This is a genomic window from Bartonella massiliensis (assembly GCF_902150025.1).
Taxonomy (GTDB): domain Bacteria; phylum Pseudomonadota; class Alphaproteobacteria; order Rhizobiales; family Rhizobiaceae; genus Bartonella; species Bartonella massiliensis.
In genome coordinates this window covers 43,135-67,734 of record NZ_CABFVS010000021.1, presented here as the reverse complement: position 1 = coordinate 67,734, position 24,600 = coordinate 43,135, and the positions used below count along the sequence as shown (strand labels likewise).

Annotated in this window: 23 protein-coding genes and 3 pseudogenes; 11 read left to right on the top strand and 15 right to left on the bottom strand. The window is 38.4% G+C overall.

Annotation, left to right across the window (positions count from 1 at the left end):
• Window positions 1-81: 81 nt before the first annotated feature.
• From FNZ60_RS05680 to virB11, 5 genes are read left to right on the top strand one after another with little or no spacing between them, the layout of a single operon-like run.
• Entirely contained in the window at window positions 82-225 is a 144-nt protein-coding gene (locus FNZ60_RS05680) for a TrwH protein (protein WP_142416693.1), read from the top strand.
• Entirely contained in the window at window positions 222-923 is a 702-nt protein-coding gene (locus FNZ60_RS05675; protein ID WP_142416692.1) for a VirB8 family type IV secretion system protein, read from the top strand. Before FNZ60_RS05680 ends, FNZ60_RS05675 begins: the two co-directional genes overlap by 4 nt.
• A gap of 13 nt (window positions 924-936) precedes the next feature.
• Window positions 937-1,743 (top strand): P-type conjugative transfer protein VirB9, encoded by an 807-nt coding sequence (virB9, locus tag FNZ60_RS05670; RefSeq protein WP_142416691.1) that lies wholly within the window; start codon window positions 937-939, stop codon window positions 1,741-1,743.
• On the top strand, window positions 1,743-2,900 hold the full coding sequence (virB10, locus tag FNZ60_RS05665; protein ID WP_142416695.1) for a type IV secretion system protein VirB10: 1,158 nt from the start codon (window positions 1,743-1,745) through the stop codon (window positions 2,898-2,900). The genes virB9 and virB10 overlap by 1 nt, the downstream gene beginning before the upstream one ends.
• Entirely contained in the window at window positions 2,875-3,936 is a 1,062-nt protein-coding gene (gene virB11 / locus FNZ60_RS05660) for a P-type DNA transfer ATPase VirB11 (protein WP_142416690.1), read from the top strand. The genes virB10 and virB11 overlap by 26 nt, the downstream gene beginning before the upstream one ends.
• Before the next feature lie 1,453 nt (window positions 3,937-5,389).
• Here virB11 and FNZ60_RS10140 read toward each other — a convergent pair.
• The 9 genes and pseudogenes from FNZ60_RS10140 to rimM form a co-directional block, all read right to left on the bottom strand.
• Window positions 5,390-6,191, bottom strand: a pseudogene (locus FNZ60_RS10140) (integrase); the annotation flags it as partial.
• An 856-nt stretch (window positions 6,192-7,047) separates the two neighbouring features.
• Window positions 7,048-7,227 (bottom strand): annotated as a pseudogene (locus FNZ60_RS05640) (4Fe-4S dicluster domain-containing protein); the annotation flags it as partial.
• A 63-nt stretch (window positions 7,228-7,290) separates the two neighbouring features.
• The gene (locus FNZ60_RS05635; protein ID WP_142416689.1) at window positions 7,291-8,070 is read right to left on the bottom strand and encodes a succinate dehydrogenase iron-sulfur subunit; all 780 of its coding nucleotides are present in this window, start codon (window positions 8,068-8,070) and stop codon (window positions 7,291-7,293) included.
• 14 nt (window positions 8,071-8,084) lie between these two features.
• Window positions 8,085-9,929 carry a succinate dehydrogenase flavoprotein subunit gene (gene sdhA, locus FNZ60_RS05630; RefSeq protein WP_142416688.1) on the bottom strand — a complete coding sequence of 615 codons (1,845 nt, stop codon included), beginning with the start codon at window positions 9,927-9,929 and terminating at the stop codon, window positions 8,085-8,087.
• A gap of 6 nt (window positions 9,930-9,935) precedes the next feature.
• A complete protein-coding gene (sdhD, locus tag FNZ60_RS05625) occupies window positions 9,936-10,322 on the bottom strand; it encodes a succinate dehydrogenase, hydrophobic membrane anchor protein (RefSeq protein WP_142416687.1) in 387 nt (128 codons plus the stop codon).
• Between the two features lie 18 nt (window positions 10,323-10,340).
• Entirely contained in the window at window positions 10,341-10,742 is a 402-nt protein-coding gene (gene sdhC / locus FNZ60_RS05620; RefSeq protein WP_142416686.1) for a succinate dehydrogenase, cytochrome b556 subunit, read from the bottom strand.
• 460 nt (window positions 10,743-11,202) lie between these two features.
• Complete coding sequence (gene rplS, locus FNZ60_RS05615; protein ID WP_142416685.1) at window positions 11,203-11,643, bottom strand: 50S ribosomal protein L19; 441 nt, start codon at window positions 11,641-11,643, stop codon at window positions 11,203-11,205.
• A 212-nt stretch (window positions 11,644-11,855) separates the two neighbouring features.
• Window positions 11,856-12,554 (bottom strand): tRNA (guanosine(37)-N1)-methyltransferase TrmD, encoded by a 699-nt coding sequence (gene trmD / locus FNZ60_RS05610; RefSeq protein ID WP_142416684.1) that lies wholly within the window; start codon window positions 12,552-12,554, stop codon window positions 11,856-11,858.
• 277 nt (window positions 12,555-12,831) lie between these two features.
• Window positions 12,832-13,377, bottom strand: a complete 546-nt coding sequence (gene rimM, locus FNZ60_RS05605) for a ribosome maturation factor RimM (protein ID WP_142416683.1) — start codon at window positions 13,375-13,377, stop codon at window positions 12,832-12,834.
• A 133-nt stretch (window positions 13,378-13,510) separates the two neighbouring features.
• Here rimM and FNZ60_RS05600 point away from each other — a divergent pair, with 133 nt between their 5' ends.
• Window positions 13,511-14,332, top strand: coding sequence for a SapC family protein (locus FNZ60_RS05600; RefSeq protein ID WP_142416682.1), 822 nt, complete (start codon window positions 13,511-13,513; stop codon window positions 14,330-14,332).
• 3 nt (window positions 14,333-14,335) lie between these two features.
• A complete protein-coding gene (locus FNZ60_RS05595) occupies window positions 14,336-15,304 on the top strand; it encodes a tyrosine recombinase XerC (protein WP_142416681.1) in 969 nt (322 codons plus the stop codon).
• A gap of 305 nt (window positions 15,305-15,609) precedes the next feature.
• Here FNZ60_RS05595 and FNZ60_RS05590 read toward each other — a convergent pair.
• Together FNZ60_RS05590 and FNZ60_RS05585 are read right to left on the bottom strand one after the other, a co-directional pair.
• A pseudogene (locus FNZ60_RS05590) lies at window positions 15,610-15,999 on the bottom strand (Arm DNA-binding domain-containing protein); the annotation flags it as partial.
• A gap of 417 nt (window positions 16,000-16,416) precedes the next feature.
• A complete protein-coding gene (locus tag FNZ60_RS05585) occupies window positions 16,417-16,689 on the bottom strand; it encodes a BolA family protein (protein WP_142416680.1) in 273 nt (90 codons plus the stop codon).
• A 126-nt stretch (window positions 16,690-16,815) separates the two neighbouring features.
• On the opposite strand from FNZ60_RS05585, the gene FNZ60_RS05580 reads away from it, so the two are divergent.
• From FNZ60_RS05580 to cobT, 3 genes are all read left to right on the top strand, one after another.
• Window positions 16,816-17,433 carry a J domain-containing protein gene (locus FNZ60_RS05580; protein WP_142416679.1) on the top strand — a complete coding sequence of 206 codons (618 nt, stop codon included), beginning with the start codon at window positions 16,816-16,818 and terminating at the stop codon, window positions 17,431-17,433.
• A gap of 180 nt (window positions 17,434-17,613) precedes the next feature.
• Complete coding sequence (gene cobS / locus FNZ60_RS05575) at window positions 17,614-18,594, top strand: cobaltochelatase subunit CobS (RefSeq protein WP_142416678.1); 981 nt, start codon at window positions 17,614-17,616, stop codon at window positions 18,592-18,594.
• 15 nt (window positions 18,595-18,609) lie between these two features.
• Window positions 18,610-20,508: a cobaltochelatase subunit CobT gene (gene cobT, locus FNZ60_RS05570; RefSeq protein ID WP_142416677.1), complete on the top strand. Its 1,899-nt coding sequence runs from the start codon at window positions 18,610-18,612 to the stop codon at window positions 20,506-20,508.
• Window positions 20,509-20,996: 488 nt separating this feature from the next.
• On the opposite strand, the gene FNZ60_RS10600 is transcribed toward cobT, so the two are convergent.
• The 4 genes from FNZ60_RS10600 to rpmB form a co-directional block, all read right to left on the bottom strand.
• A complete protein-coding gene (locus FNZ60_RS10600) occupies window positions 20,997-21,110 on the bottom strand; it encodes a HaeIII family restriction endonuclease (RefSeq protein ID WP_142416694.1) in 114 nt (37 codons plus the stop codon).
• Between the two features lie 255 nt (window positions 21,111-21,365).
• Window positions 21,366-21,491, bottom strand: coding sequence for a hypothetical protein (locus FNZ60_RS10445; RefSeq protein ID WP_281280245.1), 126 nt, complete (start codon window positions 21,489-21,491; stop codon window positions 21,366-21,368).
• A 382-nt stretch (window positions 21,492-21,873) separates the two neighbouring features.
• Complete coding sequence (locus tag FNZ60_RS05555) at window positions 21,874-22,557, bottom strand: queuosine precursor transporter (protein WP_142416676.1); 684 nt, start codon at window positions 22,555-22,557, stop codon at window positions 21,874-21,876.
• Window positions 22,558-22,682: 125 nt separating this feature from the next.
• The gene (rpmB, locus tag FNZ60_RS05550; protein WP_142416675.1) at window positions 22,683-22,988 is read right to left on the bottom strand and encodes a 50S ribosomal protein L28; all 306 of its coding nucleotides are present in this window, start codon (window positions 22,986-22,988) and stop codon (window positions 22,683-22,685) included.
• A gap of 296 nt (window positions 22,989-23,284) precedes the next feature.
• Here rpmB and FNZ60_RS05545 point away from each other — a divergent pair, with 296 nt between their 5' ends.
• Complete coding sequence (locus FNZ60_RS05545; RefSeq protein ID WP_142416674.1) at window positions 23,285-24,076, top strand: SURF1 family protein; 792 nt, start codon at window positions 23,285-23,287, stop codon at window positions 24,074-24,076.
• Window positions 24,077-24,600: the final 524 nt, after the last annotated feature.

Here is a 24,600-nt window from a genome sequence, read left to right as displayed (position 1 = left end):
GCTTTACTTTATAATTAAAATTATAATAATGATTAGAAATAATATAATTTATTTATTGTAAAAAAATAGAGGAGTGTTAAAATGAAATTGATTGTTTTTATGATTTTGACTATTAACCTTTTATCAGCTTGTGCGTTAGCACCAAAGCTAAAGCAACCAAATGATAGAAACCGTATACCGGTCAATAAAACAATCCCTGCCGAAATTCAGCGAGGAGCTATATGAAAGAAAAACAAATTAAACCAATAAAAGCTGAACAACTTAACAGTTATTATGAAGAAAGCCGCGGCTTAGAGCGTGATCTCATCAACGAATTTGTAAAGTCGCGTAGAACGGCTTGGCGTGTCGCGAGTGCTGTTGGTCTTTTTGGCTTATTCGGTATGGTATGTGGAGTCGTTGGGTTTTCTCAACCAGCTCCAACACCTTTAGTGCTACGCGTTGATAATACAACAGGTGCAGTTGATGTTATTTCGATCATGCGCGAACATGAAACCAGCTATGGCGAGGTGGTAGACAGATATTGGCTCAATCAATATGTACTTAACCGAGAAACTTACGACTATGATACCATTCAACTGAACTATGATACAACAGCACTTTTAAGCGCAGCAGCTGTTCAACAAGAATATTATAAAATTTATGAAGGAGAAAAGGCGCGAGATAAAGTACTTTCCAACAAAGCACGTATCACAGTTAAAGTGAGATCGATTCAGCCGAATGGACTGGGTCAAGCAACTGTACGTTTTACGACGCAACAATTTGACAGCAGCGGAGCTGCTACTGGACCAAAACAACACCAAATTGCAACAATTGGCTATACCTATGTTGGTGCCCCCATGAAATCATCTGATCGATTGCTTAACCCTCTTGGTTTTCAAGTGACAAGTTACCGTTCTGACTCGGAAATACTGTTGAATGATTAAGGAATTGGTTGTTATGAAAAAACTTGCATTCATTGCTCTATTATCTTCGTTCTCTTCTCTTTATACAGTGCCTGTACAGGCGCTCAAAAGTCCATCAAATTCACAGTATGATCACCGCATTCGCTATATAACATATAACGAAGCTGATGTGGTTCAAATTGAAACGGTTCTTGGTGTGGCAACACATATCATTCTTGAGGAAGGTGAACACTATATTACACATGCTTTTGGTGATTCAGAAGCCTATGCCTTTGCCCATAAAGGACGACATATTTTTATTAAACCCAAAGCAGAACTTGCCAACACCAATCTCATCGTTGTAACCGACAAGAGAAGCTATAAATTCCGACTCCAATTTCGAAATGACCGTGCAGGAGCAACTTATGAATTGGCTTTTCATTATCCCGATTCACACGATGAGAAGTCAGAAGCAAACAGCCAACGCCTTGCAATTGAACGTGGCTTTCACCAAAGCGTAAAGGGTTATAACCTCAGTTATACCATGAGCGGAAACCAAGATATTGCTCCTATAAATGCTTGGGACAATGGGCGTATTACTTATTTCAAGTTTCCCGCTAACATGGATATGCCATCGATTTATGTTGTTGATGCCGAAGGAAATGAAAGCTTAATACCACGCACTATCATCGGCGGTTCGAATGATATTATTGCTGTTCATAAGGTTAATCCTAAATGGCTTATACGACTTGGTAAACGTGCTTTAGCTGTGTTTAATGAAGCCTATGACCCCCATGGCATACCCAATACAACTGGAACAATATCTTCGGTGGTTCATCGCGTCAATAAAGGAGGAAAATGATGTTTGATAATGGGAAAGGAGAGGAAAAAGGTAGAAAACTGGACAATGCAGAGCAAAGACATGTTGAAGGTGCCTATGGAAGCTCAGAACTAGGGTCAGAACGCCGCCCAACAATTCCCGGTGCCCGTGCATTGTTAATGGTAGGACTTATTGTCATCATAGCGGTACCAATTGCTTTGACTTGGAAGGCTTTAAAAATGCGCAATACCGTGGAAGTAGAGGAAGAAAAGCCTCAACAAGCGGTCCAGCAAATTATACCAAGTTATATCCCCCGCGCTATAGAAGAACCAAAAGAAGAACTAGAAAAACCAACACAAACAGAAGACTCAGCTTTGGATATTCCACCGGCCTTAAGTAAGCTTCTTCAAACAACTATTCCTCCACATTTGCTCAAAGATTCTGAAGAATTAGCACGCAAACGCATGCTCAGTTCTAGTCTTAACAGCGGTGGAAGTGAAGGATCTACAGAGACAAAAAATACAGCGAATGATGATAGCAACAGTGGTGTATTATTTGATAATCTTCAGCCTGTACGTTTAGGTCAATCACATGCGGTTCAACTTCATAATCGTGACCTCTTGATTACACAGGGAACGCAAATAGACTGCACGTTGGAAACAAAGATCATCACATCACAACCTGGAATGACGACATGTCATTTAACACGTGATGTGTATTCCACAAGTGGTCGTGTTGTTTTGCTCGATCGTGGCTCTAAAGTCGTTGGTTTTTACCAAAGTGGCATACAGCAAGGACAAACACGTGTGTTTGTGCAATGGTCACGTATTGAAACCCCTTCTGGAGTTATTGTCAATCTTGACTCACCTGGTACTGGCCCTCTTGGTGAAGCCGGTATTGGTGGTTGGGTTGATAGGCATTTCTGGGAGCGATTTGGTGGTGCCATCATGGTGAGCATTATTGGTGATTTAGGAGAATGGGTAAGAGGCAAAATTAACGGTAGCAGCACAGAAAATAAAGAGAAGCCAGAGAGGTCACAATCTCAAGGTCCCCAGCACGCTGAATCGATCGTGAATGATGTTCTTCAAAGTTCCATCAATATCACACCAACTCTTTACAAAAACCAAGGTGAACGAGTGAATATTTTTGTGGCTCGTGATTTGGATTTCAGCAATGTCTACAGTCTCGTCACACGTTAATCCGATACAAAAAGATCAAGCTGTTTCTCAACTTCTGCAACCGCTTGATCGTTTCTTAGAAGATCCGAAGATCACTGAATTATCGATCTGCCGCCCCTGTGAGGTATGGACGAAAAGCTTTAATGGGTGGCAGGTTCACAGCGTACCAGAATTAACAAGCGCTTTTTTACAAACGCTTATTACAGCGGTTATCGTTTATAACGGTATGGCTCCTAAAAGTATTAATTATGTACTCTTGCCTGGTGGACAACGTGGTACCATTATACAAACGCCAGCTGTCGTTGATGGTGCTCTGTCTTTTGTCATTCGTAAACATTCTCTTATCGTTAAAACGTTAGAAGAACTTAAAGAAGAAGGGGCTTTTGATTCTTTTTCCGATGTGAGTTTTAATAAACCTTCGGAAACAGAAGCCAATGACTTGTTATTAAAGCAAGACTTCACACGGTTAGAACCATTTGAAATTCAGCTTCTGCAACGTAAACGTGAAAGAAAAATTCTTGAATTTTTGGAAGAATGCGTCCTTCACAAGCGCAATATTATCATTGCAGGCAAAACAGGATCTGGTAAAACAACATTTGCCCGCTCACTCATTGAAAAGGTCTCTGTAGAAGAGCGTATTATTACGATTGAAGATGTTCATGAACTTTTTCTCCCCAATCATCCTAACCATGTCCATATGATTTATGGTAATAATGTAGGCCGTGTTTCAGCTGAAGAATGCTTAGATGCATGTATGCGTCAATCGCCTGACCGAATTTTTCTTGCTGAATTACGAGGCAATGAAGCATGGGAATATCTCAATTCACTCAATACAGGTCATCCTGGATCGATTACAACAACGCATGCCAACAGTGCTTTGCAAACATTTGAACGATGTGCTACCTTGATTAAAAGATCAGAAGTTGGCCGCCAACTTGAGATAGAAATGATAAAGATCGTTCTTTACACGACAGTTGATGTCGTATTGTTCTTCAAAGATAGAAAACTTTCCGAAGTTTTTTACGATCCGATTTTTGCTAAATCAAAAATCGCTTAAAAAGGCTTGCTCTTTTGATAATAGTACACAAATAAAAAAAGCCGTAACCATTGTTACGGCTTTTTATTGTGCATCCCCCTCTTCTCTTTACGACTCAAATGCATTTTCTATACTCTTCATGAACACAAGAAAAAAGCAAATCACATATAGAGCTCTATTCTCTTATCTTTGATCATTATTTCCATTTATTTTTTGAAAATGTAAATTTGATGCAAAAAAGAAAATAGATACAAAATAAATATTTTAACAAAAAGAAAAGGATAAATTTTGATTTACCCATCAATAAGAGCTTTATGACACAGATAACGATCATTACCAATAATTATCGTCATCAAGAAAAAAGCTTATTTTAAATGATCAGTAAATATGTTTTTGACCTAAACAATCTTTAGATACAAAAAATCTCACACAAATTTATTCTGTTTGAGCAACCATAAATCACATTCTATTTGGTCATAAAAAAATATAGTGGTCTATCAACTTTTTCTTTGGATAAAAAAGGGGGGGCTCACCCCCTGTTTGTAAACCATTAAATTTTTCTTAAAGAAAGCCTTGCTAACCATATCACATGGAGCCATATCCCCCTAAAAACAATGTCATATAAATAACACAAGGCAAGCTTTACTATGGAAGTCCTACTCTCTTCTCTATAGCTCAAAGAGAAAAAATCCTACAAGTGCAAATTTACAATCTCCCTTCTTAAAGTAGACTCCACAGATCACTACCCGAAAGAATGAAGCTTTTTAACTCGCGCTAAACTGTAAACAATCCATCTTCTTGCCTAGCAGGTTTCCTCTTCTAAACACTTTATCATCCCGTCTCAAATGATAATGTTTTAGGGCTCAACAGAATAAACACCCAACAATGACTGATTGTACCATTAACACTTGGCAAGATTTCTTTTATATTAAAAAATATCTCTTATACCGAAAAACAAAAAAAACACTTTATACGGTTTAGAACAAATTTATTTAAGAATATATGCAACTGAAATTTAGTAACATAAAAATATATAAAATTAGCCTCTACAAATTTCATCAAAATAAAACACTCTTTTTTGATGATTGACTTCTTTTGACTCAAACCAATCTACAAACATTGCTTATTGCATATTCACAATACATGTGCCTAAAATTTGGACAACTGTTTTCTAAATTTTTAGAAAAACTTATAAATTTAATATTTTATCAAAAGTCTTTTATGGGCTCTCTAACAAATTAAAATCTACGAAGTTATAATCAATTTCAAGCTGCCCCCCTTATTAAACGATGACCCCCTAATTGTATGATCTATCACGATAATAGAAGATGCTTTTATGCTCTCCAATTTTGAGAATTATAAATTTTTTAATGCGATTAACAATCAAAACCTTAAAGCAAAATATATCCTTTAAACATACGTGATACTGTTATCAAAAAATTCCAATCACTGAATATCAAAAGTATTATCGATATGATAAGGAGACACGAAATTCTACTGTAGCATCACACCTTCCTTTTATATTCTCAAACCAGGGATTGTCCATATATCCCCATAAATCTGATCTTCACGCATATAACGCAAAGGAAAAGTAGGCCCCCTGTAAAAATAAGCAAGCGCAAAGCCAGTTGTGTTAGAGTTTTTGTTTAGCAAAGTGTTTGATAAAAGGCAGAGACATCTTCCAATTCATTTTGGGTCTACTAGTGGTTTTATAGCATTGTTTTCCTAAGAGCGCACGTGCTTTCTCTATTGTTTATAAATCAACATCCAACTCTAAAGAAACCGCATGCTTGAGACACATATTGAGACGAATAAGAGCTCTATCATCTGTTGCTGCTTTTGTATGCCAAATGGAGGCAAAAATATTGCATATTTTTAGTTTGTGGAATCTCTGAAACAGGCAGACAACTTAATTTAGGAAGAATATAGAATTTTAAAGGTGAAAATCAACACCCATTTTTAGCCTCATTCTTTAGTTCGGCTTTACGACTTTCAAAAGCGTCTAAAGCAATGTTTTTTAAATAATGAAGATTACGCATTGCCTCACGCTTTTATTTATTGCGTGTCATAATGGGGTCACGACCATCATGTAAAGTGAAATGTCACCCAGTTGCACATTCACTGGACTTATTTTAAAGAAATGTTTCTCAACACTCCTAATCCCATTTCGCGACGACAACCATGAATGGTATAATGATAAAGTCTCCATGGAAATAATATAAAATCTATAAAGCACTGCTATCTTTATGTTTATGAAGAAGTAAGCTAGCACCATCACACTATTTGCCAACTCTCAAATGTTGCAGACCAACCCTTGGGCTTGTAAGGTGATTCATGAAAAGCCATTTTATTATACAGTTTTTACCCACACCAGCCCCGCTTTTGACGTACAAGCAAGTGATGTTAATTGCTTCAATCTGAAAGGGTTTGTGATGAGAAAATCTTACTATATTCGGAATTATAACTCAAGTTGAAAATGATAATTTATCATTATAAATCAAAGTGTTATAGATATGATAAGGAACATAGAAAATTACGAACTATCATAATAATCGCTTCTTTATATTTTATTTGAAAATTTACATGCACTATAACATTTATATCATCTTTATTTTTTGAGCTCTATTGATAGAATAGTAAGATATTTGATAAAAAATAATCAATTAAATTATGCATTAAAATATGAATTTTGATAAGAATATATAGCATATTGGCTTTATTGTTTTTACATAAAACGCTTAAGTATTTATTTTATCCAAAAGACTAAGGCATTTTTTAAAGGTAAGAATAACGATGGTGACCAACTCATAAAAACCCGTAAACTTTTAGAGATAAGCCCCTAAGGACATAAAAAATACGCACAACTTGTCTTTCACTTCACTGTTCATAAATCGGTGGATTTTTAGAGATAATACTCAAACGTAAATTTTCTTAATCGCAACCATTGCAAAGATTGCTTCTAAAAAAAATAATTTAATTTTTAAGATGATGACTTCATTTTTAGGATGATGAGAATTCCTTCCACACTTATAAGAAGCCAATGGCACCTTGAAAGACTAAATCCCAAAAGCTATTGACGATTTTTTGTTTTTTCATTTTACTTTTATTAATCAGTAAATTGCTTAAAAACGGAAAGGGTCCTCTCAAATGATCAAGACGTTCACCGCACATTTCATCACGTGAATCCGCAATCCAGCGATACGCTTGAAGCAAAACAGCGGGACCTAAAGTGCGATCACCGTTCCACCAATAACGCGGACATGATGTCTGACAACAGGTACACAAAATACATTCATAAAGGCTGTCTATTTTGAGGAAAAGGTTAAGAAAGAATCCTACACTCTCCCTCCTTTACCCTTATTAACCGATTAACTTTTAAAGACGACGTTCAACCATGAGCTTTTTAATTTCAGCAATTGCTTTTGCTGGATTTAATCCCTTTGGACAAGTCTGCGCACAATTCATAATCGTATGGCAACGATAAAGACGGAAGGGATCTTCTAAATTATCAAGACGTTCACCGCACATTTCATCACGTGAATCCGCAATCCAGCGATACGCTTGAAGCAAAACAGCGGGACCTAAATAACGATCACCGTTCCACCAATAACTTGGACATGATGTCTGACAACAGGCACACAAAATACATTCATAAAGACCATCAATTTTTTGACGATCGGAATGACTTTGTAACCATTCTTTAGCTGGTTCAGGAGACACTGTTTGTAACCAAGGCTCAATGACTCGGTGTTGCGCATAAAAGCCTTTTAAGTCAGGGACCAAATCTTTAACAACCGGCATGGAAGGCAAAGGATAGACCTTGATAGGGTGTTTGACATCATCCATCCCTTTGGTACAAGCCAATGTATTGCTTCCATCAATATTCATCGCACAGGAACCACAGATGCCTTCACGACAAGATCGACGAAGCGTCAAAGTTGGATCAATATGGTTTTTAATAAACAAAAGCCCATCAAGGATCATCGGACCACAAGCAGAACGATCGACGTAATAGGTATCCAGACGAGGATTTTCTTCATCATCAGGCGACCAACGATAAACGTGAAATTCTGTCAGTTTTGTCGCACCTTCGGGTTTAGGCCAAACCTTGCCCGGTTTTACTTGTGAATTTTTGGGAAGCTTAATTTGTACCATATTTCATTCTCCCCTTAATAAACCCGTTTTTTAGGTGCAATACGCTTTAAATCGATCCCACCATCAGCTTCAGACGTTAATGGGTCCACATGAACAGGCCGATAGGACAAAGTCACCTTACCCTCTTTGGACAAATGTGAAAGTGTATGTTTTCGCCAATTTTTATCATCACGCTCCGGATAATCTTCACGAGCGTGAGCACCACGGCTTTCTAAACGTGCTGTCGCAGAATGAACAGTCATGATTGCATTCGCCATGAGATTTTCAAGCTCTAATGTTTCCACCAAATCAGAGTTCCATATCAAGGAGCGATCCGTAACTTTAAGATCAGACAATTCCCCCCAGATTTTATTCATTCGTTGACACCCCTGTTGCAAAGAATCTTCCGTACGGAAAACAGCTGCATCTTCTTGCATCGTACGTTGCATTTTTTCACGCAACACAGCTGTTGGTATTGCCCCTTGTGCAAAACGTAAACGATCAAAACGCGCCATAATTTTGTCAACAGCTTCTTCATTCAAAGGTGGAATTTCTGCATTCCGATCAATAACTTCACCCGCACGAATGGCAGCAGCACGCCCAAACACCACAAGATCAATCAATGAATTTGATCCCAAGCGGTTAGCACCATGAACAGAAGCGCATCCCGCTTCACCCACTGCCATTAAACCCGGTTGAATACGATCAGGCGAATCAGCTGTTGGATTGAGAACTTCCCCGTAATAGTTGGTCGGAACTCCACCCATATTATAATGAACCGTTGGCAGAATAGGGATCGGTTCTTTTGTTACATCCACCCCTGCAAAAATCCGAGCGGATTCGGAAATCCCCGGTAAGCGTTCATGCAAAATTGCAGGATCAATATGATTGAGAACCAAATGAATATGATCCTTCTTAGGTCCAACGCCACGCCCTTCACGAATTTCAAGCGTGATACAACGCGAAACCAAATCGCGTGAAGCCAAATCCTTAAAGGAAGGTGCATAACGCTCCATAAAGCGTTCACCTTCAGAATTAATTAAATAGCCCCCTTCACCCCGAGCTCCCTCTGTAATAAGACAACCAGAACCATAAATCCCTGTCGGATGGAATTGCACAAATTCCATATCTTGGAGTGGCAATCCAGCCCGTGCGATCATTCCACCCCCATCACCTGTACAAGTATGCGCTGATGTTGCAGAAAAATAAGCACGTCCATAACCACCAGTTGCTAAAACAACCATTTTGGCAGAAAAACGATGTATCGTACCGTCATCGAGATTCCATGCCACAACCCCCGTACACACCCCATCCGTCATGATGAGATCAAGTGCAAAATATTCAATAAAAAATTGTGCATTATGCTTTAAGCTTTGTCCATAAAGCGTATGCAAAATGGCATGGCCGGTACGATCAGCGGCTGCGCAAGTCCGTTGAACAGGTGGACCTTCACCAAATTGTGTCGTATGTCCACCAAAAGGGCGTTGATAAATTTTCCCTTCTTGCGTTCGCGAAAAAGGAACGCCATAATGCTCTAATTCATACACAGCAGCAGGAGCATTACGGACTAAATACTCCATTGCATCGGTATCCCCCAACCAATCAGAACCTTTCACAGTATCATATAAATGCCACTGCCAATTGTCAGGTCCCATATTTGAAAGCGATGCAGCAATCCCCCCTTGTGCTGCCACCGTATGTGAACGCGTTGGAAAAACCTTCGTGATACAAGCTGTTTTTAATCCTTGTTCTGCCATACCCAGCGTTGCACGTAAACCTGCACCACCTGCCCCAACAACAACAACATCAAATTTATGATCTACAGTGCGATAAGGGGCGTTACCTGCTTTAGCGCTCAAAGATGATTTTGTACCCGCCATATTTGTTTAACCCCCTAATGCAATTTTCAAAAGAGAAAAAATGATAACACCCCCCAAAACGAAACAAAATAAAATATTTAATGTCAAAAAGAGTAACCGTAAACCTTCGCGCGGAATATAATCTTCAATAACGACCTGCATACCAAGTTTCATATGATAAAGAACTGAAAGAGTCATCAATCCCATCAAAATAGCAACAACAGGATGTGCAAACCGCGCACGCACAATACTATAGTCCTTGCCCACAAGCGAAAGAATAAGAATAATAAAAAAAATTAAAAGCGGCAGATTGATAATTCCTGTCAAACGCTGTAGCCAAAAATGCTCTGTTCCTTCATGAGCACTCCCACGCCCCCGTGCTTTTGCAAGTTCCGTTCGAAAGTCTTCTTTCATATCTCTTTTCACCCCCAGCTAAACAAGGCTATATCCAATAATCCAAATTACAAAAGTAACAATAAGAGAAATAAACACTGTCACCCAAGCAGTCACTGTTGCTTTTTCTTTTGCCAAAAGATAAGGCATCGTATCCCAAACAATGTGGCGAAGTCCACCCACCATATGATGAACGCCTGCCAAAGTATAAAGAAACAGGATACATAATCCAAACCAAGAACCATAAATCCCGTGGACTGTTCTAAATGTTTCTTCCCCACATGCAATAGCAGTTAACCAAACAGCAAGAAAGGCCATTCCAACATAAAGGCCCACCCCTGTGACACGATGCGCAATGGACATGGCCATAGTAATCGTCCAACGATAAATACTTATATGAGGGGAACGAGGGCGCTCTTTTATCCTAATTGTCTCTGCCATAAAATATCCTGACCTGGTTTTTTCAACCACAGCACAAAACGACCAAATACATTATCTCGTTTTACTTGTCTGGTATCCCAAAATACCAATATTACAGGTCGGTTGTCTCAAATAACGGATTAAAGGTCACGCATAAAAAAACCGATTACTCCACGGATATAATCCGTAAAACTCGCCTTAATCTAATACACTTTTATCTTCACGTCAAAGGTCTAACATCTTTTCTCAAATATAAACATGAATTTTTTTCAGATTATACTTAATCCTTTTGAGTCTCTACGATATGTGCAATAATATCCTACACTTCACCCCTTTACGTAAGAATAAAAAAGATAAAAAGCTTTGAGAGGTTGAACATTTTCATGCTCCCTCCAAGCCTTTTAAAGGACAAAACGAATCACAAAAGATACAAATAAGCGGCATAAAAGCCGCTTTTGCATAAAATTTAGCCTTTAAATTTTTACTCAGCAACTTGCGTTTCAGCATCTGGACTTACAGGTGTTGCTTCTACTTTCTCAACAACTTTTTCAGCTTTTTTTCGATAATCTCTCTTTTCAGCGATACGCGCAGCTTTACCTCTCAAACCACGCAGATAATAGAGTTTTGCCCGACGCACTTTACCACGACGTACCAGCTCAACAGCTTCAATCAAAGGAGAATAAACAGGAAATACCCGTTCCACCCCTTCACCATAAGAAATCTTGCGGACTGTAAAGGTTTCATTCAACCCACCGCCTGAACGTGCAATACACACCCCTTCATAAGCCTGAACACGCGTCCGCGTTCCTTCCGTCACACGCACCATGACACGAACTGTATCTCCTGGTTGAAAGGCTGGAAATTGGCGCTTTTCTTCAATTTTTGCACATTGTTCAGCTTCAAGCTGTGCGATAATATTCATTTCTTTTATCCTTCATGTTCTTTATCGAACAGTCAGAGCGCTCAACTCTTACCCAAAAAGCCTTGTATTAAAAAAAGAAGCTCTTTTAGGCTATGCCTTACACAGGAGCGAATACACCATTCCTTCATTTTAATTCTGGAACTACAGAAAACCTTTTATAAAAACTCTATTAAAAAAAGAGAGCCATGCAATACACTACCTTATCCCATGAATCAAGTTTTCTGACGATTTTTATCATAATGCGTATAAAGATCCGGACGACGTTTCCGTGTTAACAATTCGGCTTGGCTTTGCCGCCAATCTGCAATCGCTTTGTGATGACCTGAGAGCAATACGGGCGGAATCTCTCGTCCTTCGAAAAGAGAAGGGCGCGTATATTGCGGATGTTCCAGCAAACCATTTTCAAAGCTTTCACACTTTGCAGAAGCTTTATTTCCCATCACTCCTGGCAAAAGACGTATAATAGCATCTAAGATAACCAGTGCGGCTGTTTCTCCCCCTGAAAGAATATAATCACCAATAGAGACTTCTTCTAATTCCCGTGCCTCTATAACTCGCTCATCAACCCCTTCAAAGCGTCCACAAACCAATGTAATGCCCGAATCATGCGCCAAACGACGCGCATAAGCTTGGTCAAAAGGGCGCCCACGTGGACTCATCAACAATCTTGGTGAATCCTGTGGACAATGATCAAGCGCAGCTGCCAATACATCCGCCCGCATCACCATACCAGCCCCCCCACCAGCGGGTGTATCATCAACACTATGGTGTTTATCCAAAGCGAAATCTCTAATCTGTACTGTCTCCAGTGACCAAATTCCACGCTCTAAAGCTTGCCCTGCTAAAGAATACCCTAAAAAACCTGGAAACATTTCTGGGTAAAGCGTTAAAACGCGCGCCTGAAATTTCATTTTTATTTTTTCATCCTCATTTTATTCAACCAACTCTTTATAAGCCAAAATAACACAAATCAGATCAATGTAACGCTATGGCGTTAATCCAGAATTCTCTCTACGCCATACCCAGTACAATCCCCTCTCTTCAATACTTGCACTTAAAACAAAAGCAATACTTTCAAGCCCTTCTTAAAAATCCAAGCAACTCTTAGAAATCAAAATACCACCACACTTGCTTGAAATCATTGGCATTTTTAATATTTTTCGCTTTTTATTTTTTTAATTCAAGCTATCATTCATCATTTTCTTTCCCATTGCTTAAACCAGCCGCCATGGGATCAACAACAAGAAAACCGGCGTTCATACAAATTTCTGGTACCGCCGCCTTACTAAAGGGAATAAGCACCTTTTTTCCCATATTCAAACGTATTTCAAGCAAATCACCAGCCCCAAAATTAAAAAAAGCACACACTTCACCCAAAACTGTGCCTCCACAGTCTTGAACGCGCAACCCTATTAAATCGACTTGATAAAACTCATCCTCATCCAAATCATCAATCAATTGATCACGCATCACATAAAGACGAATCCCTTTTAAAGACTCAGCAGCATTACGATTATCGACCCCTTTAAAACGTATAATCGCCTTATTTTTTTGTATACGAAGAGTTACAATTTCATAAGAACGCCCCATATCATCATAAAGTGTCCCATAAAACTGAAAACGCTGTGGCTCAGCACCTAAAATTTTAACAAAAACATCTCCTTTTATACCATGAGGCATACCAATAATGGCAAGATAGACTTTATTTTTAAGCTTTTCTTTATTATACTTCATCCAAAAACATTATCTCTCAAAAGTGAACCCTCAATCTTAATCATTTCTATTTAATCTTGTTGCCATATTGAGACAATCTTCCCAAAAGACCTTTCTTGGTAACAAAAACAAATTAATATTAAGGAGAAGTCTTATGGCAAATATTATGCTATTTTACAAAGATATCACCCCCATCAACAAAGTTTCTCATAAAAATCTAAAATTTGCGCCACCAAGTGATATGTCTTTTGCCCAAAATACGCACTGGGTTCCTTTAGCAAGTACTGAATATTTTCAAGCAGCACTAGACTATCCTATTTTGTTTATGTGCGCTGAAGATGAACAAAAAAAACGGCACTATACATCGGCTGCTCTTGTTGGTCTTTCTAACGATGAAAATGACTATATTACTTCTGATAAAAGTTGGAAAACCAATACCTATGTTCCAGCTTTTGTTCGTCGTTATCCTTTTGTTTTGGCACAAATCAGCAATGAAAAAGAGCTTTCTGTTTGCTTTGATCAACAATCTGGGATGTTTAATGAAGTTGCAGGAACAGAGCTTTTTAATTCCGATGGCTCGATTTCTCCTTTTATGGAAGAACGTATTCGTTTTCTTGAAAGCTTTAAAATCGCTATGGAGAAAACCTCTGAATTTATTGATGCTCTTGTGGAAATGGACCTTCTCAGCCAAAAATCAATCAATGTAAAAAACGATAAAGGCCTCTCAGCACAATTGGAAAATTTTTGGGTTGTTGACGAAGAAAAATTAAATAAACTATCAGCAAGCCAGCTTGCCAAACTTCATAAAAATGGCTTTTTAGGGTTAATTTTTGCGCATTTAATGTCAACGCATAATCTTTTAAAAATCCTCTCTCTCAAAGGGGAGAAGCAACTTATCAACCATGAAGAAAAACCGGCAAACAAGAATGGTCATGCTGACGATGAAAAATCTAAAAAGAAAGAAACCCTCAACTAGATAATGCCGATCAAAAACGACAAGAGAAAAGATGAAAATAATCCTCTCATTCCAGCAGACCATGCGGTTTTAACCGCAAGGAAAAACTGGTTAAAGTGTCTTGTAAAAACACGTCGTATGTCCGCACAAACAGCGCAAGCCTATGAACGTGATACGCGACAATTTTTATCTTTTCTCTGTCAACATTTAGGTCATGCACCAACTTTTACAGATCTTGCTCATTTACACGTCAGCGATTTACGGGCTTATCTTGCGTTTCGACGTACAAACAATGTCAGTGCTCGCTCTTTAAGCCGTGGGGTAGCAGGTATCCGTTCTTTTTTTAAATACCTATCGCGCGAAGGAATCGTCAATATTCCCGCAGCTCAACTGATCCGAAGCCCCAAACATCCAAAGTCGCTCCCCAAACCTTTAGCAATAAATGCAGCACTCAACATCGTCAAACAAGAAAAACAGCTGGAAACTGAACCTTGGATTATCGCGCGCAATACTGCTGTCCTCATGCTTCTCTATGGCTGTGGTATGCGCATATCAGAAGCCTTAAGCCTCACACCAGAACAATTTTCTGATCCCCAAAAAACAAGTTTATTCATAACAGGAAAAGGAGGCAAAACACGCCTTGTTCCTCTCATCAAAATTGTTTACGAAGCTGTACAAAATTATCTCAAATGTTGCCCCTATCCTTTAAGAGATAACCAGCCCATATTTCGCGGTGCGCGAGGTGGCCCCCTCCAACCTGCTATTATTCAGAAAGCTGTACGCAACTTACGTGCAAATCTTGGTTTACCAGAAACAGCCACCCCCCATACACTGCGCCATTCTTTCGCCACCCATCTTTTATCACGAGGAGGAGATTTGCGAACGATTCAAGAACTTCTTGGACACGCGAGTCTTTCTACCACACAAACCTATACTCATGTCGATACTGAGCATCTGTTGGAAATTTATCAAAAAGCTCATCCACGTTCTTAAAAATGCCTCATCAAAAATTAAAGTTTTTCAATTTCAAAAACCAAAGCACGCATACAGATCACGAACTCTTCTTGTAAAATTTATCAATCACTCGATATACTTCTACACACAATAATAACCTTAAAAACTAAAACACTTTGATTTATAATGATAATATAGCATTCTTCAACTTAAATAAAGACCTTGAATACCGTAAGATTCCTTCATTTCAAATCTGTGTATAGTCAAACAATAAAAAACTTTTTTGCACATCACAAGCGTGAGCTAGCATATGGTCAAAACTGAACAAAAAAGACATGCCTCTTATGAAGTTGTAAAGGCGAAAACCATTTACCATCTTTTCCATCTCCTTTTAATTCTGCTTTACGGCTTTCAAAAGCATCCAACGCGATATCTTTTAAATAATGGAGATTGCTTATTGCTTCACGCTTTTGTTTTTCACGTTCTTTAATGGGGTCACAACCTTCACGTAAAATAGAATGCCACCCCGTTGCCAATTCACAGGCTTGTTTTAAAGAAACATCTCTTAAAGCACCCAAGCCCATTTCACGACGGCACCCGTGAAGGGTATAACGGTAAATCCATTGAGCACCCCCATTTTTACGCTTATGAAGAAGCAAGCCAACACCATCATTATATTTGCCAGCCCCCAATGTTGCAACAGACCTTGCATTAAGACGATTCATCAGGACCATTTTTACTCCTTTCTTATACAAATTTGATCCACACACTTATCCCGCTTGTTATATGTAAACGAGTGGTTTTGACTGATTCAAGATAAACAGATTTGAAATGAGAGAATCCTACGTTATTCGAGAGTTTCATTCAATATGAATAATGCTATATTATCATTATAAATCAATATCTTATTGAATCATCTTAAGTACTAAAACCGCACAACACCCACGAGTTGGAAAAGTGTGTTATCGCGCTCACTTGCTCTTTTATGAAGCGTAAAGATGGGGATGATCAACATCAATAGATTTTATACATTGCATGGGAACGTACCATGATACCATTCACAAGGCACCGTCGTGAAATAGGTGTGATAAGCATTGAGAAATGTTTTTTTTAACAAAAAAAATGCTCTAAAAAATTTTTTAAGAGAAAAATTAAAGCTTTTCAATTTCAAGTGCTAAAGCGTGAACACAGGTCGCTAACTCTTCTTGTAAGACTTGATAAATCGCTCGATGTATTTCTACACGCGTCATATTAGAAAAAGAAGAAGATAAAATTTTTACACGAAAATGCGTTTCTCCTTTACCATCAAAAGCATGCTCATTATGTGGATGCCCCTCATGAAGATAACTCTCGTTAATCACTTCAAGTTTCTGTGGATGAAAAGCATTCTGAAGCTTTTTCTTGATTATCGTTTCTACAGACATTTTTTGTTCCTTAACCAAGTAAACGTGCGACAATAAATCATTTTCGTAACCATATTTAAGTGTGAAAACAAATTTTTCAAAAGTCAATTCTTGTAAAATTAATCAATTTTGCATAAACCATAGAGTATGACAATAACATCTAAATTATTCGATTCAATTCGCATAAGCTCAAATAAAAAGCAAAAGACTGAGCCAGAAGTGCAACAGTGTCAGTGGGAAGGTTGTGAAAAGACAGGAACCCATAAGGCACCAGCAGGTCGAAATCACGAAGGGCAATATTTACACTTTTGTATTGAGCACGTGCGCGCCTATAATAAAAACTTTAATTACTTCTCGGGTCTTAGCAACAAAGATATTGCAAAGTTCCAAAAGGATGCTCTTACAGGACATCGTCCGACATGGCCTACAGATCTAAGCAATGGTACATCAAAAAAAACCGCTGCCAATTATGCAAAGATTCGCTCTGGGACAGCAGCCTATCAAAATCGTATGCGCGATCCCTTCACGCTTTTTAACAGACGACATAGCAATAATTTCTCACGAAAATTAAAACCCTTAGAAGCAAAGGCTTTTGATACACTAGGGTTACAAGCAAACGCTTCAGCAGAAGATATTAAAATGAAATATAAAGAGTTGGTAAAAAAACACCATCCCGATTCTAATGGTGGTAATCGTGCTTCAGAAGAGCGCTTTCGCGATGTTTTGCATGCTTACAATTTGCTCAAAAAATCTGGTTTGTGCTAATCTCATTGCAACCATCACTCTTTACATAAAACATTGTTGTTTTCGCAAACGTTGTAAACTACGTGAAAAAAGATCTTCCTTCATCTCTAAGGCTCTCATTATAGAGCATTGCATAAATGCTCTAACTCTTGTATCGTTTTCTCATGAGATAAATAGCGTCCTTTTCTTGCCAGAAGCACAATGACAAATCCTAACCTTGAAAATTTGCCCGATATTACACTTTGCGCGCACGATCTGTTTCATATTGATACAGATATGAAAATCCCTGCTTTTAGCACCAAAAGCCCGCATGTTCCTGATATTGATCCCGATTATCTTTTTGATCCACAAACAACTGTAGCGATTCTCGCCGGTTTTACTTTTAACCGTCGTGTCATGGTTTCCGGCTATCACGGTACAGGCAAATCAACGCATATTGAACAAGTTGCTGCCCGTCTGAACTGGCCTTGTCTTCGCATTAATCTCGACAGCCATGTAAGTCGTATTGATCTTGTAGGAAAAGACGCAATCGTTTTAAAAGATGGCTTACAAATTACTGAATTTAAAGAGGGTATTTTGCCATGGGCTTATCAAAATAATATTGCTCTTGTTTTCGACGAATATGATGCGGGGCGTCCTGATGTTATGTTTGTCATCCAACGTGTTCTTGAAACCTCTGGAAAGCTCAGCTTACTTGATCAAAGCCGTGTTATCTCTCCTCACCCAGCATTTCGTCTTTTTGCAACAGCCAATACCATTGGTCTTGGCGATACAACAGGGCTCTATCATGGTACCCAACAAATCAATCAAGCCCAAATGGATCGCTGGTCTATTGTAACGATACTTAATTATTTACCCCATGATAAAGAGGTTGATATCGTTTGTTCAAAGGTTAAATCTTTTCAAACGGCTGAGGGAAAAAAGACAATTTCACAAATGGTTCATGTTGCTGATATGGTCCGCCAAGCTTTTATCAATGGAGATCTTTCAACAGTCATGAGCCCGCGAACTGTCATTACTTGGGCAGAAAATATCACAATTTTTCAAGATATCGGCTTTGCTTTTCGATTAACCTTTCTCAATAAATGTGATGAACTCGAACGTGCCACTGTCGCAGAATTTTACCAACGCGCCTTTGGACAAGAGCTTCCCGAATCACTCATGCAGGGTGTCTTGTCTTAAAGGAATATGTCAATTATGGCGATCGCCCCTGACGACAATAGCAAAAATCAAACAAACAATCTTTCCCCCAATACGCTTGATAGAGGAGCTTTTAAGAAAGCTCTTTCCACTTGTATGCGTGCAATTGCAGGTACATCCCATCTAGAAGTTTCCTTTAGCCTCAACAGACCATCTTTGAGCGGAAATTGTGCACGTTTACCAGAATTACCACAACGCGCTACGGATAAAGATATCACCATTACCCGTGGACTAGGTGATTCCATGGCTCTACGCAAAGCATGGCATGATAACCGCATTCACATGCAATTTTCTCCACCAGAATCAGAAGCACGCGCTATCTTTGATGCCCTCGAACAAACACGCATTGAAGCAATCGGGTCTTTAGCCATGAAGGGACTTGCAAAAAACCTTGATGTCATGCTCGCTGATAAATACAAAAGAGCCCATTATGAAAAGATTAGCAACCAAAATGAAGCCCCCATCCAAGAAGCGATTGCCCTTTTATTGCGTGAAAAAATAACAAAGCGCACAGCGCCAAAAGAAGCAGGTCCCGTCTTAGAATTGTGGCGTCAAGAACTCGAACAAAAGGCTGCAACACAGCTCAATGAACTCACACATCATATTTACAACCAACAAGCTTTTGCACAAATCGTTCGCCAAATGCTTGCTACTCTTAAAATGACAGTGCAACAAGATCAAACTTCTGACAGTGAAAACAATAAAAAATTAAAAAACGAATCTGAACCGCACGATCAAACAGAAGAAGAAAGTAAAAATAAAAAACACGCTCAAAGTGAAGAACAAACCTGCACTGAACAAGAAAGTGATGTACAAGACGAAGGAAAAACACAAGCAACACAAACAAACGACCATGATCAAGCTGATGGCGAGCAAAAAAATGATCCTTGGCAAGAAAAGCCAAGCAAACCAAAACGCCTTTTTTCCGATTCAGAACAAATGGAAAGACTTGGCAATTATAAAATATTCACCCGTCAATTTGATCAGATTTTGGAAGCAACTGATTTTTGTTCTGAAAATGAATTAAATCACTTACGCCGTTATCTCGATAAGCAAATTAATCATCTTCAAAATATTGTTGGACGTTTAGCCAATCGTCTTCAACGCCGCCTTATGGCACAACAAAATCGCAACTGGCACTTTGACCTTGAAGAAGGATATCTCGATACAGCACGGCTTTCACGCTTGATTATTGATCCCATGCAACCCCTTTCTTTTAAAATGGAAAGCAACACGCAATTTCGAGATACAGTTGTTTCACTCCTCATTGATAATTCTGGTTCAATGCGCGGACGCCCCATTAGCGTTGCCGCAAGTTGTGCCGATATTTTGACACAAACGCTTGAGCGTTGTGGTGTCAAAGTTGAAATTTTAGGTTTTACCACCAAAACATGGAAAGGGGGAAAATCACGCGAAAAATGGCTTGAGCAACATAAGCCTCCTCATCCTGGACGCCTGAATGATTTGTGTCATATCATCTATAAAAGTGCGGATACCCCATGGCGTCGCGCACGCCGCAATCTAGGTTTGATGATGCAAGAAGGATTATTAAAAGAAAATATCGACGGAGAAGCTTTAATTTGGGCACATCAACGCCTTTTATCACGGCGTGAACAACGTCGCATTCTCATGGTGATTTCTGATGGCGCCCCTGTTGACGACTCAACACTATCGGTTAACGCCAGTAATTATCTAGAAAAACATTTACGCGCAGTGATTCAAGAAATTCAAACGCATTCCCCCATCGAACTCATTGCCATTGGAATTGGTCATGATGTCACCCGTTATTATCAACGTGCTGTAACAATTATGAATGCTGAAGAACTTGCAAATGCTATAACAAAACAACTAGAAGCGCTTTTTAGTGATAAAACACCCAAACTTTATAAGAAATAAAACTCGCCTTAAATCAGTAATACAGCCAATACATTGATTTATAATGATATTTCTAGCATTATTCAATTTGCATGAAACCCCTAAATACCATACGATGCTCTTACTTCAAATCTCTCTCCTATTAGATCAATTCAAACTATTTTCTTGCACATAACAAGCAAGTGGACCATGGGGGTAAAAACTGTACACGAAAAACATACCTCTTTTGAATCACCTCAAATACCAAACGTTGATCCGCAACATTGGGGGTTAGAAAAATGTATGATAATGTCCAGCTTGCTTCTTCATAAACGTTTTATCGTTATACCATTCACAAACCACTATCGTGAAATGAGCTTGGATGCGCTTTGAGAGGTCTCTTTAAAGCAAATCCGTCAATTAATAATCCCCATCAATTAATAATCAAAGTATATTCCACCTGCAGCGTTTTGTATTACGGAAAGGATGTAACCCCATCGATCAGCAACATTAAAAAATAACCCCTATCATTAAACCATCGGAATTTGATGACTAACAACCTGAGAAGATAATCCTACAAATTGAATATCAAATTTTAAGGATGCTGCTACTTTACTAGACGCATTATGAATTCTAAAAGAAATGCTTCATCGCCATCTTCAAAAAATTATAATGAGTTTGTTTTTACTTTCTGGTTTTATTGCAACGGATAAAATTTTGCTTAAAATTCTCCATTCACGACCATATCCTAGGGTGTCATTCAAAAACATCTAGAGCAATATCTTTAAAATAATGGAAATTACGCATTGCCTCACACTTTTGTTTCTCACATTCTTTAATAGAATCACGATCCCCACGTAAAATAAAACACCACCCAGTTACTCATTCACGGACTCGTTTCAAAGAGACCTCTCAAAGCGCACCAAGCCCATTCCACAGCGGCAACCATGAATGGTATAAATCACTTTATAAGCAATCTCCCAAACAGCCCCCACATGTCCATTCCTCTTATGAAGAGCAACCAAATGATTTTGCTTAACGCAATATAAGAGCTCTTTAAAATACCTACGGTTCCATGATATTGAGATTTTTCACTGAAATAAAAACATTATAAATCTATGAATTAAAAAAAATCCGTTACAAATTTTCTTTCCCAATTTTCTTCCATTGAATCAATCCTAAAAAGTCTATTGCCCCGTCTCAAACGATTTTTATCCTCATCCCCTTTTAATGAAAGAAAAATAAATGACTTTATTTCGCTCTCACAAGAGAATGTTGAAATGAAAAAAAGATTGCGGAATTCTCCCTTAAGCCGTCAAACGATAAACTATCTCAATCAACGTGCTATCGCATGATAATACCATGGAAATTCTTTAAAGTTTAAAGAAAACAAAAAGACAAAGATGATCATTTGTTACAAGCAAAAGAAGAATCATCCTTTAGATGACTTTGATAAAGAGGAAGTTTTACAATGTTAAGAATTGTTCCATAAGGAATTAACATCAACAGACTCATAATAATTTTTACAGAAAAATCGCCAAAAGCAAGCGAAAGCCAAACTGGCATACCTATCCCTGCCAAAACAGCACTCTCCACCAATGAACTATCAGCATACCCCGTTAGTTTATCAAGGATGGCAAAAGAGCTCGAAAAAGCAAGAGAAAAAAACAACACCGTATCCAATGCTGACCCCACCAACGCAGCTGCTAAAGGTGCTTTCCACCACGTTTTCCGCCGCAAAGGTGTAAAAACAACAATATCAAGAAGTTGCCCAAATAAAAATGCCAAACTAGAAGCAAGTGCAAGCCGCGGTGTTGCCAATATCCAAGAAACCAAAACACCAGCAAAAAAACCAGCATAAACCACACGTCGTGCAGCAGATGGACCATAAAAACGATTGGTCAAATCATTGATAAGAAAGGCAAATGGATAAGTAAAAGCCCCATAAGTCAAAAGCTCATTCAAACCAAACCAATAGACGGGATATTGAACCAAAATATTAGATGCAGTGACCGCAAGACACATTGCTAAAATAGAAAAAACAACATACCTTTTCTTTTGCTGTTCTAATAAAAGACCGCTTGAAGACATTTTTTTTAACCTGGGGTATGGAACCAACAAAATAATAGCGCGATCAAAGATGAAAAGACTGTAAACTTCTAGGATGAAGAACCGTGACTAAAGCATCAATCCACCAAAGACAATGACCTTAACAATCACGCTGCTTGTTCAGCCTTTTGCTCAGCTTTTTTCTTAACGATCTGACGTTTTAACAAACGCGCACGCTGCGACAATTCTTTATCGTCTGCTTTGACCAAAAAACCATCAAGACCACCACGGTGTTCAACAGAACGCAATGCACTTGCGGAAATGCGCAAGCGATAACTTTGCTGTAACACTTCTGAAATCAACGTCACATTGCAAAGATTTGGTAAAAAACGACGCCGAGTCTTATTATTTGCATGGCTAACATTATTGCCATACAGAACCGCTTTCCCTGTCAATTCACATGCACGAGACATAAACTTCACCTTTAAACTCTAAGAAACTTTCACATCCCTATACCCAAAGGACATGAATGAATGCAAAGCATGCACAATGCGACCTTGAACGGACATTGGGAAGTTTCTTTTTAATAGGGGGTCGACAACAAAAGGTCAAGTCTTTTATAAAACCTTTTTTATCTTCTTGCTAACTTAAGCCTTCATCTTTTTCGGCAATAAGGCATGCAAATTCCGCCAAAAGCGTACAAAATGCTTTTTTAAAAGGCATACCGTGTTAAAATAAAAGCCTATTGTCCTGAAAGGAAGCATAAATCATGAGCAAAAAAGCCCCTCCCGTGACAAAGCTTCAGAAAAATTCTTGCCGTTTTTCTTCTCTTTTATTTGGAACTTTATGCATTTGTTTTTTTCTTCTCTTCAGTGCATTAGGCATATGGCAAGTACAACGGTTAAACTGGAAAACAAATCTTATCACCAGTGCCAATCAGCGCGTTCATTTGTCCCCCATAAAAGCCCCCGGAAAAGATCAATGGGCCGATGTTACTTTTGAAAAAAATGAATATCAACCTGTTGTTATCACAGGAAAATTTTTAAAAAATAAAAATATTTTGGTCACTGCTGCTGCTCAAAACACTACAGGCTACTGGGTTTTGACTCCTTTACAAACCGCTGACAACACACTGACCTTTATCAACCGTGGCTTTATCCCCATGGATGAACGTAACAATTTTCAAAACTCACAGCCATCATATAACAATACCTCATCTGAGCAAGATTCTACCACAAACACAGAACAAACGACAATCATCGGTTTATTACGCATGAGTGAAAAAAATGGATTTTTTCCACGCAAAAATAATCCTGAAAAGAATGTGTGGTATACACGTGATCTTCCTGCTATGGCACAAAAACTGGGCCTGTCCACTGTTGCCCCTTATTTCATTGATACCAGCAAAACATCTTCACAAGCAAACCTTCCCATCACAGGTCTGACAATTATCCATTTTCGCAATAATCATCTTGTTTACGCAATTACATGGTTTATTTTAGCTGCTGGTGTATTAGGTGCTTTTCTTTTTCTGCTACAGCAAAAAAAACTAAAACAATAACAAGCAAAATATCCATCCCCAAAAGGGTCATTAAACAATTTGGATTTTAAAAACATACACTTCACAACAGAGCAGATCCTTAACACTGTCATATTGAGTGTTTACACAACACAAAATTTGTTTTTTAAAGAAGCAAGCATTTTATTTATAACAATAATCCTATTTAACTTAAAATAAGAGCTCAGATATCTGCCTCAAATATCCGTAAAACTCTTTTACTTCAAACCTTCTGACCAAAACCAGCAAAATCATTCTCGCAATCCCTCATAAGCAAGGGATAACCGTACAGAATAAAATTATTGAAAATAAGAAGACCCCATCTCAACTGCCAAGTCTTTTTAAAACAAGAGTTATTAAAGGATTGAAAACTGATAAAGAAAAAAGAAGCGTTCCGACTCACACTTTTAAGTATGGATCATGGGTCTACAATGGATTTTTTAAACCATTCGAGGATTTGTTAGACTATTCGGATTTACACGACACTCTTCACAAAACCACCATAATCGGATTTACACGACACTCTT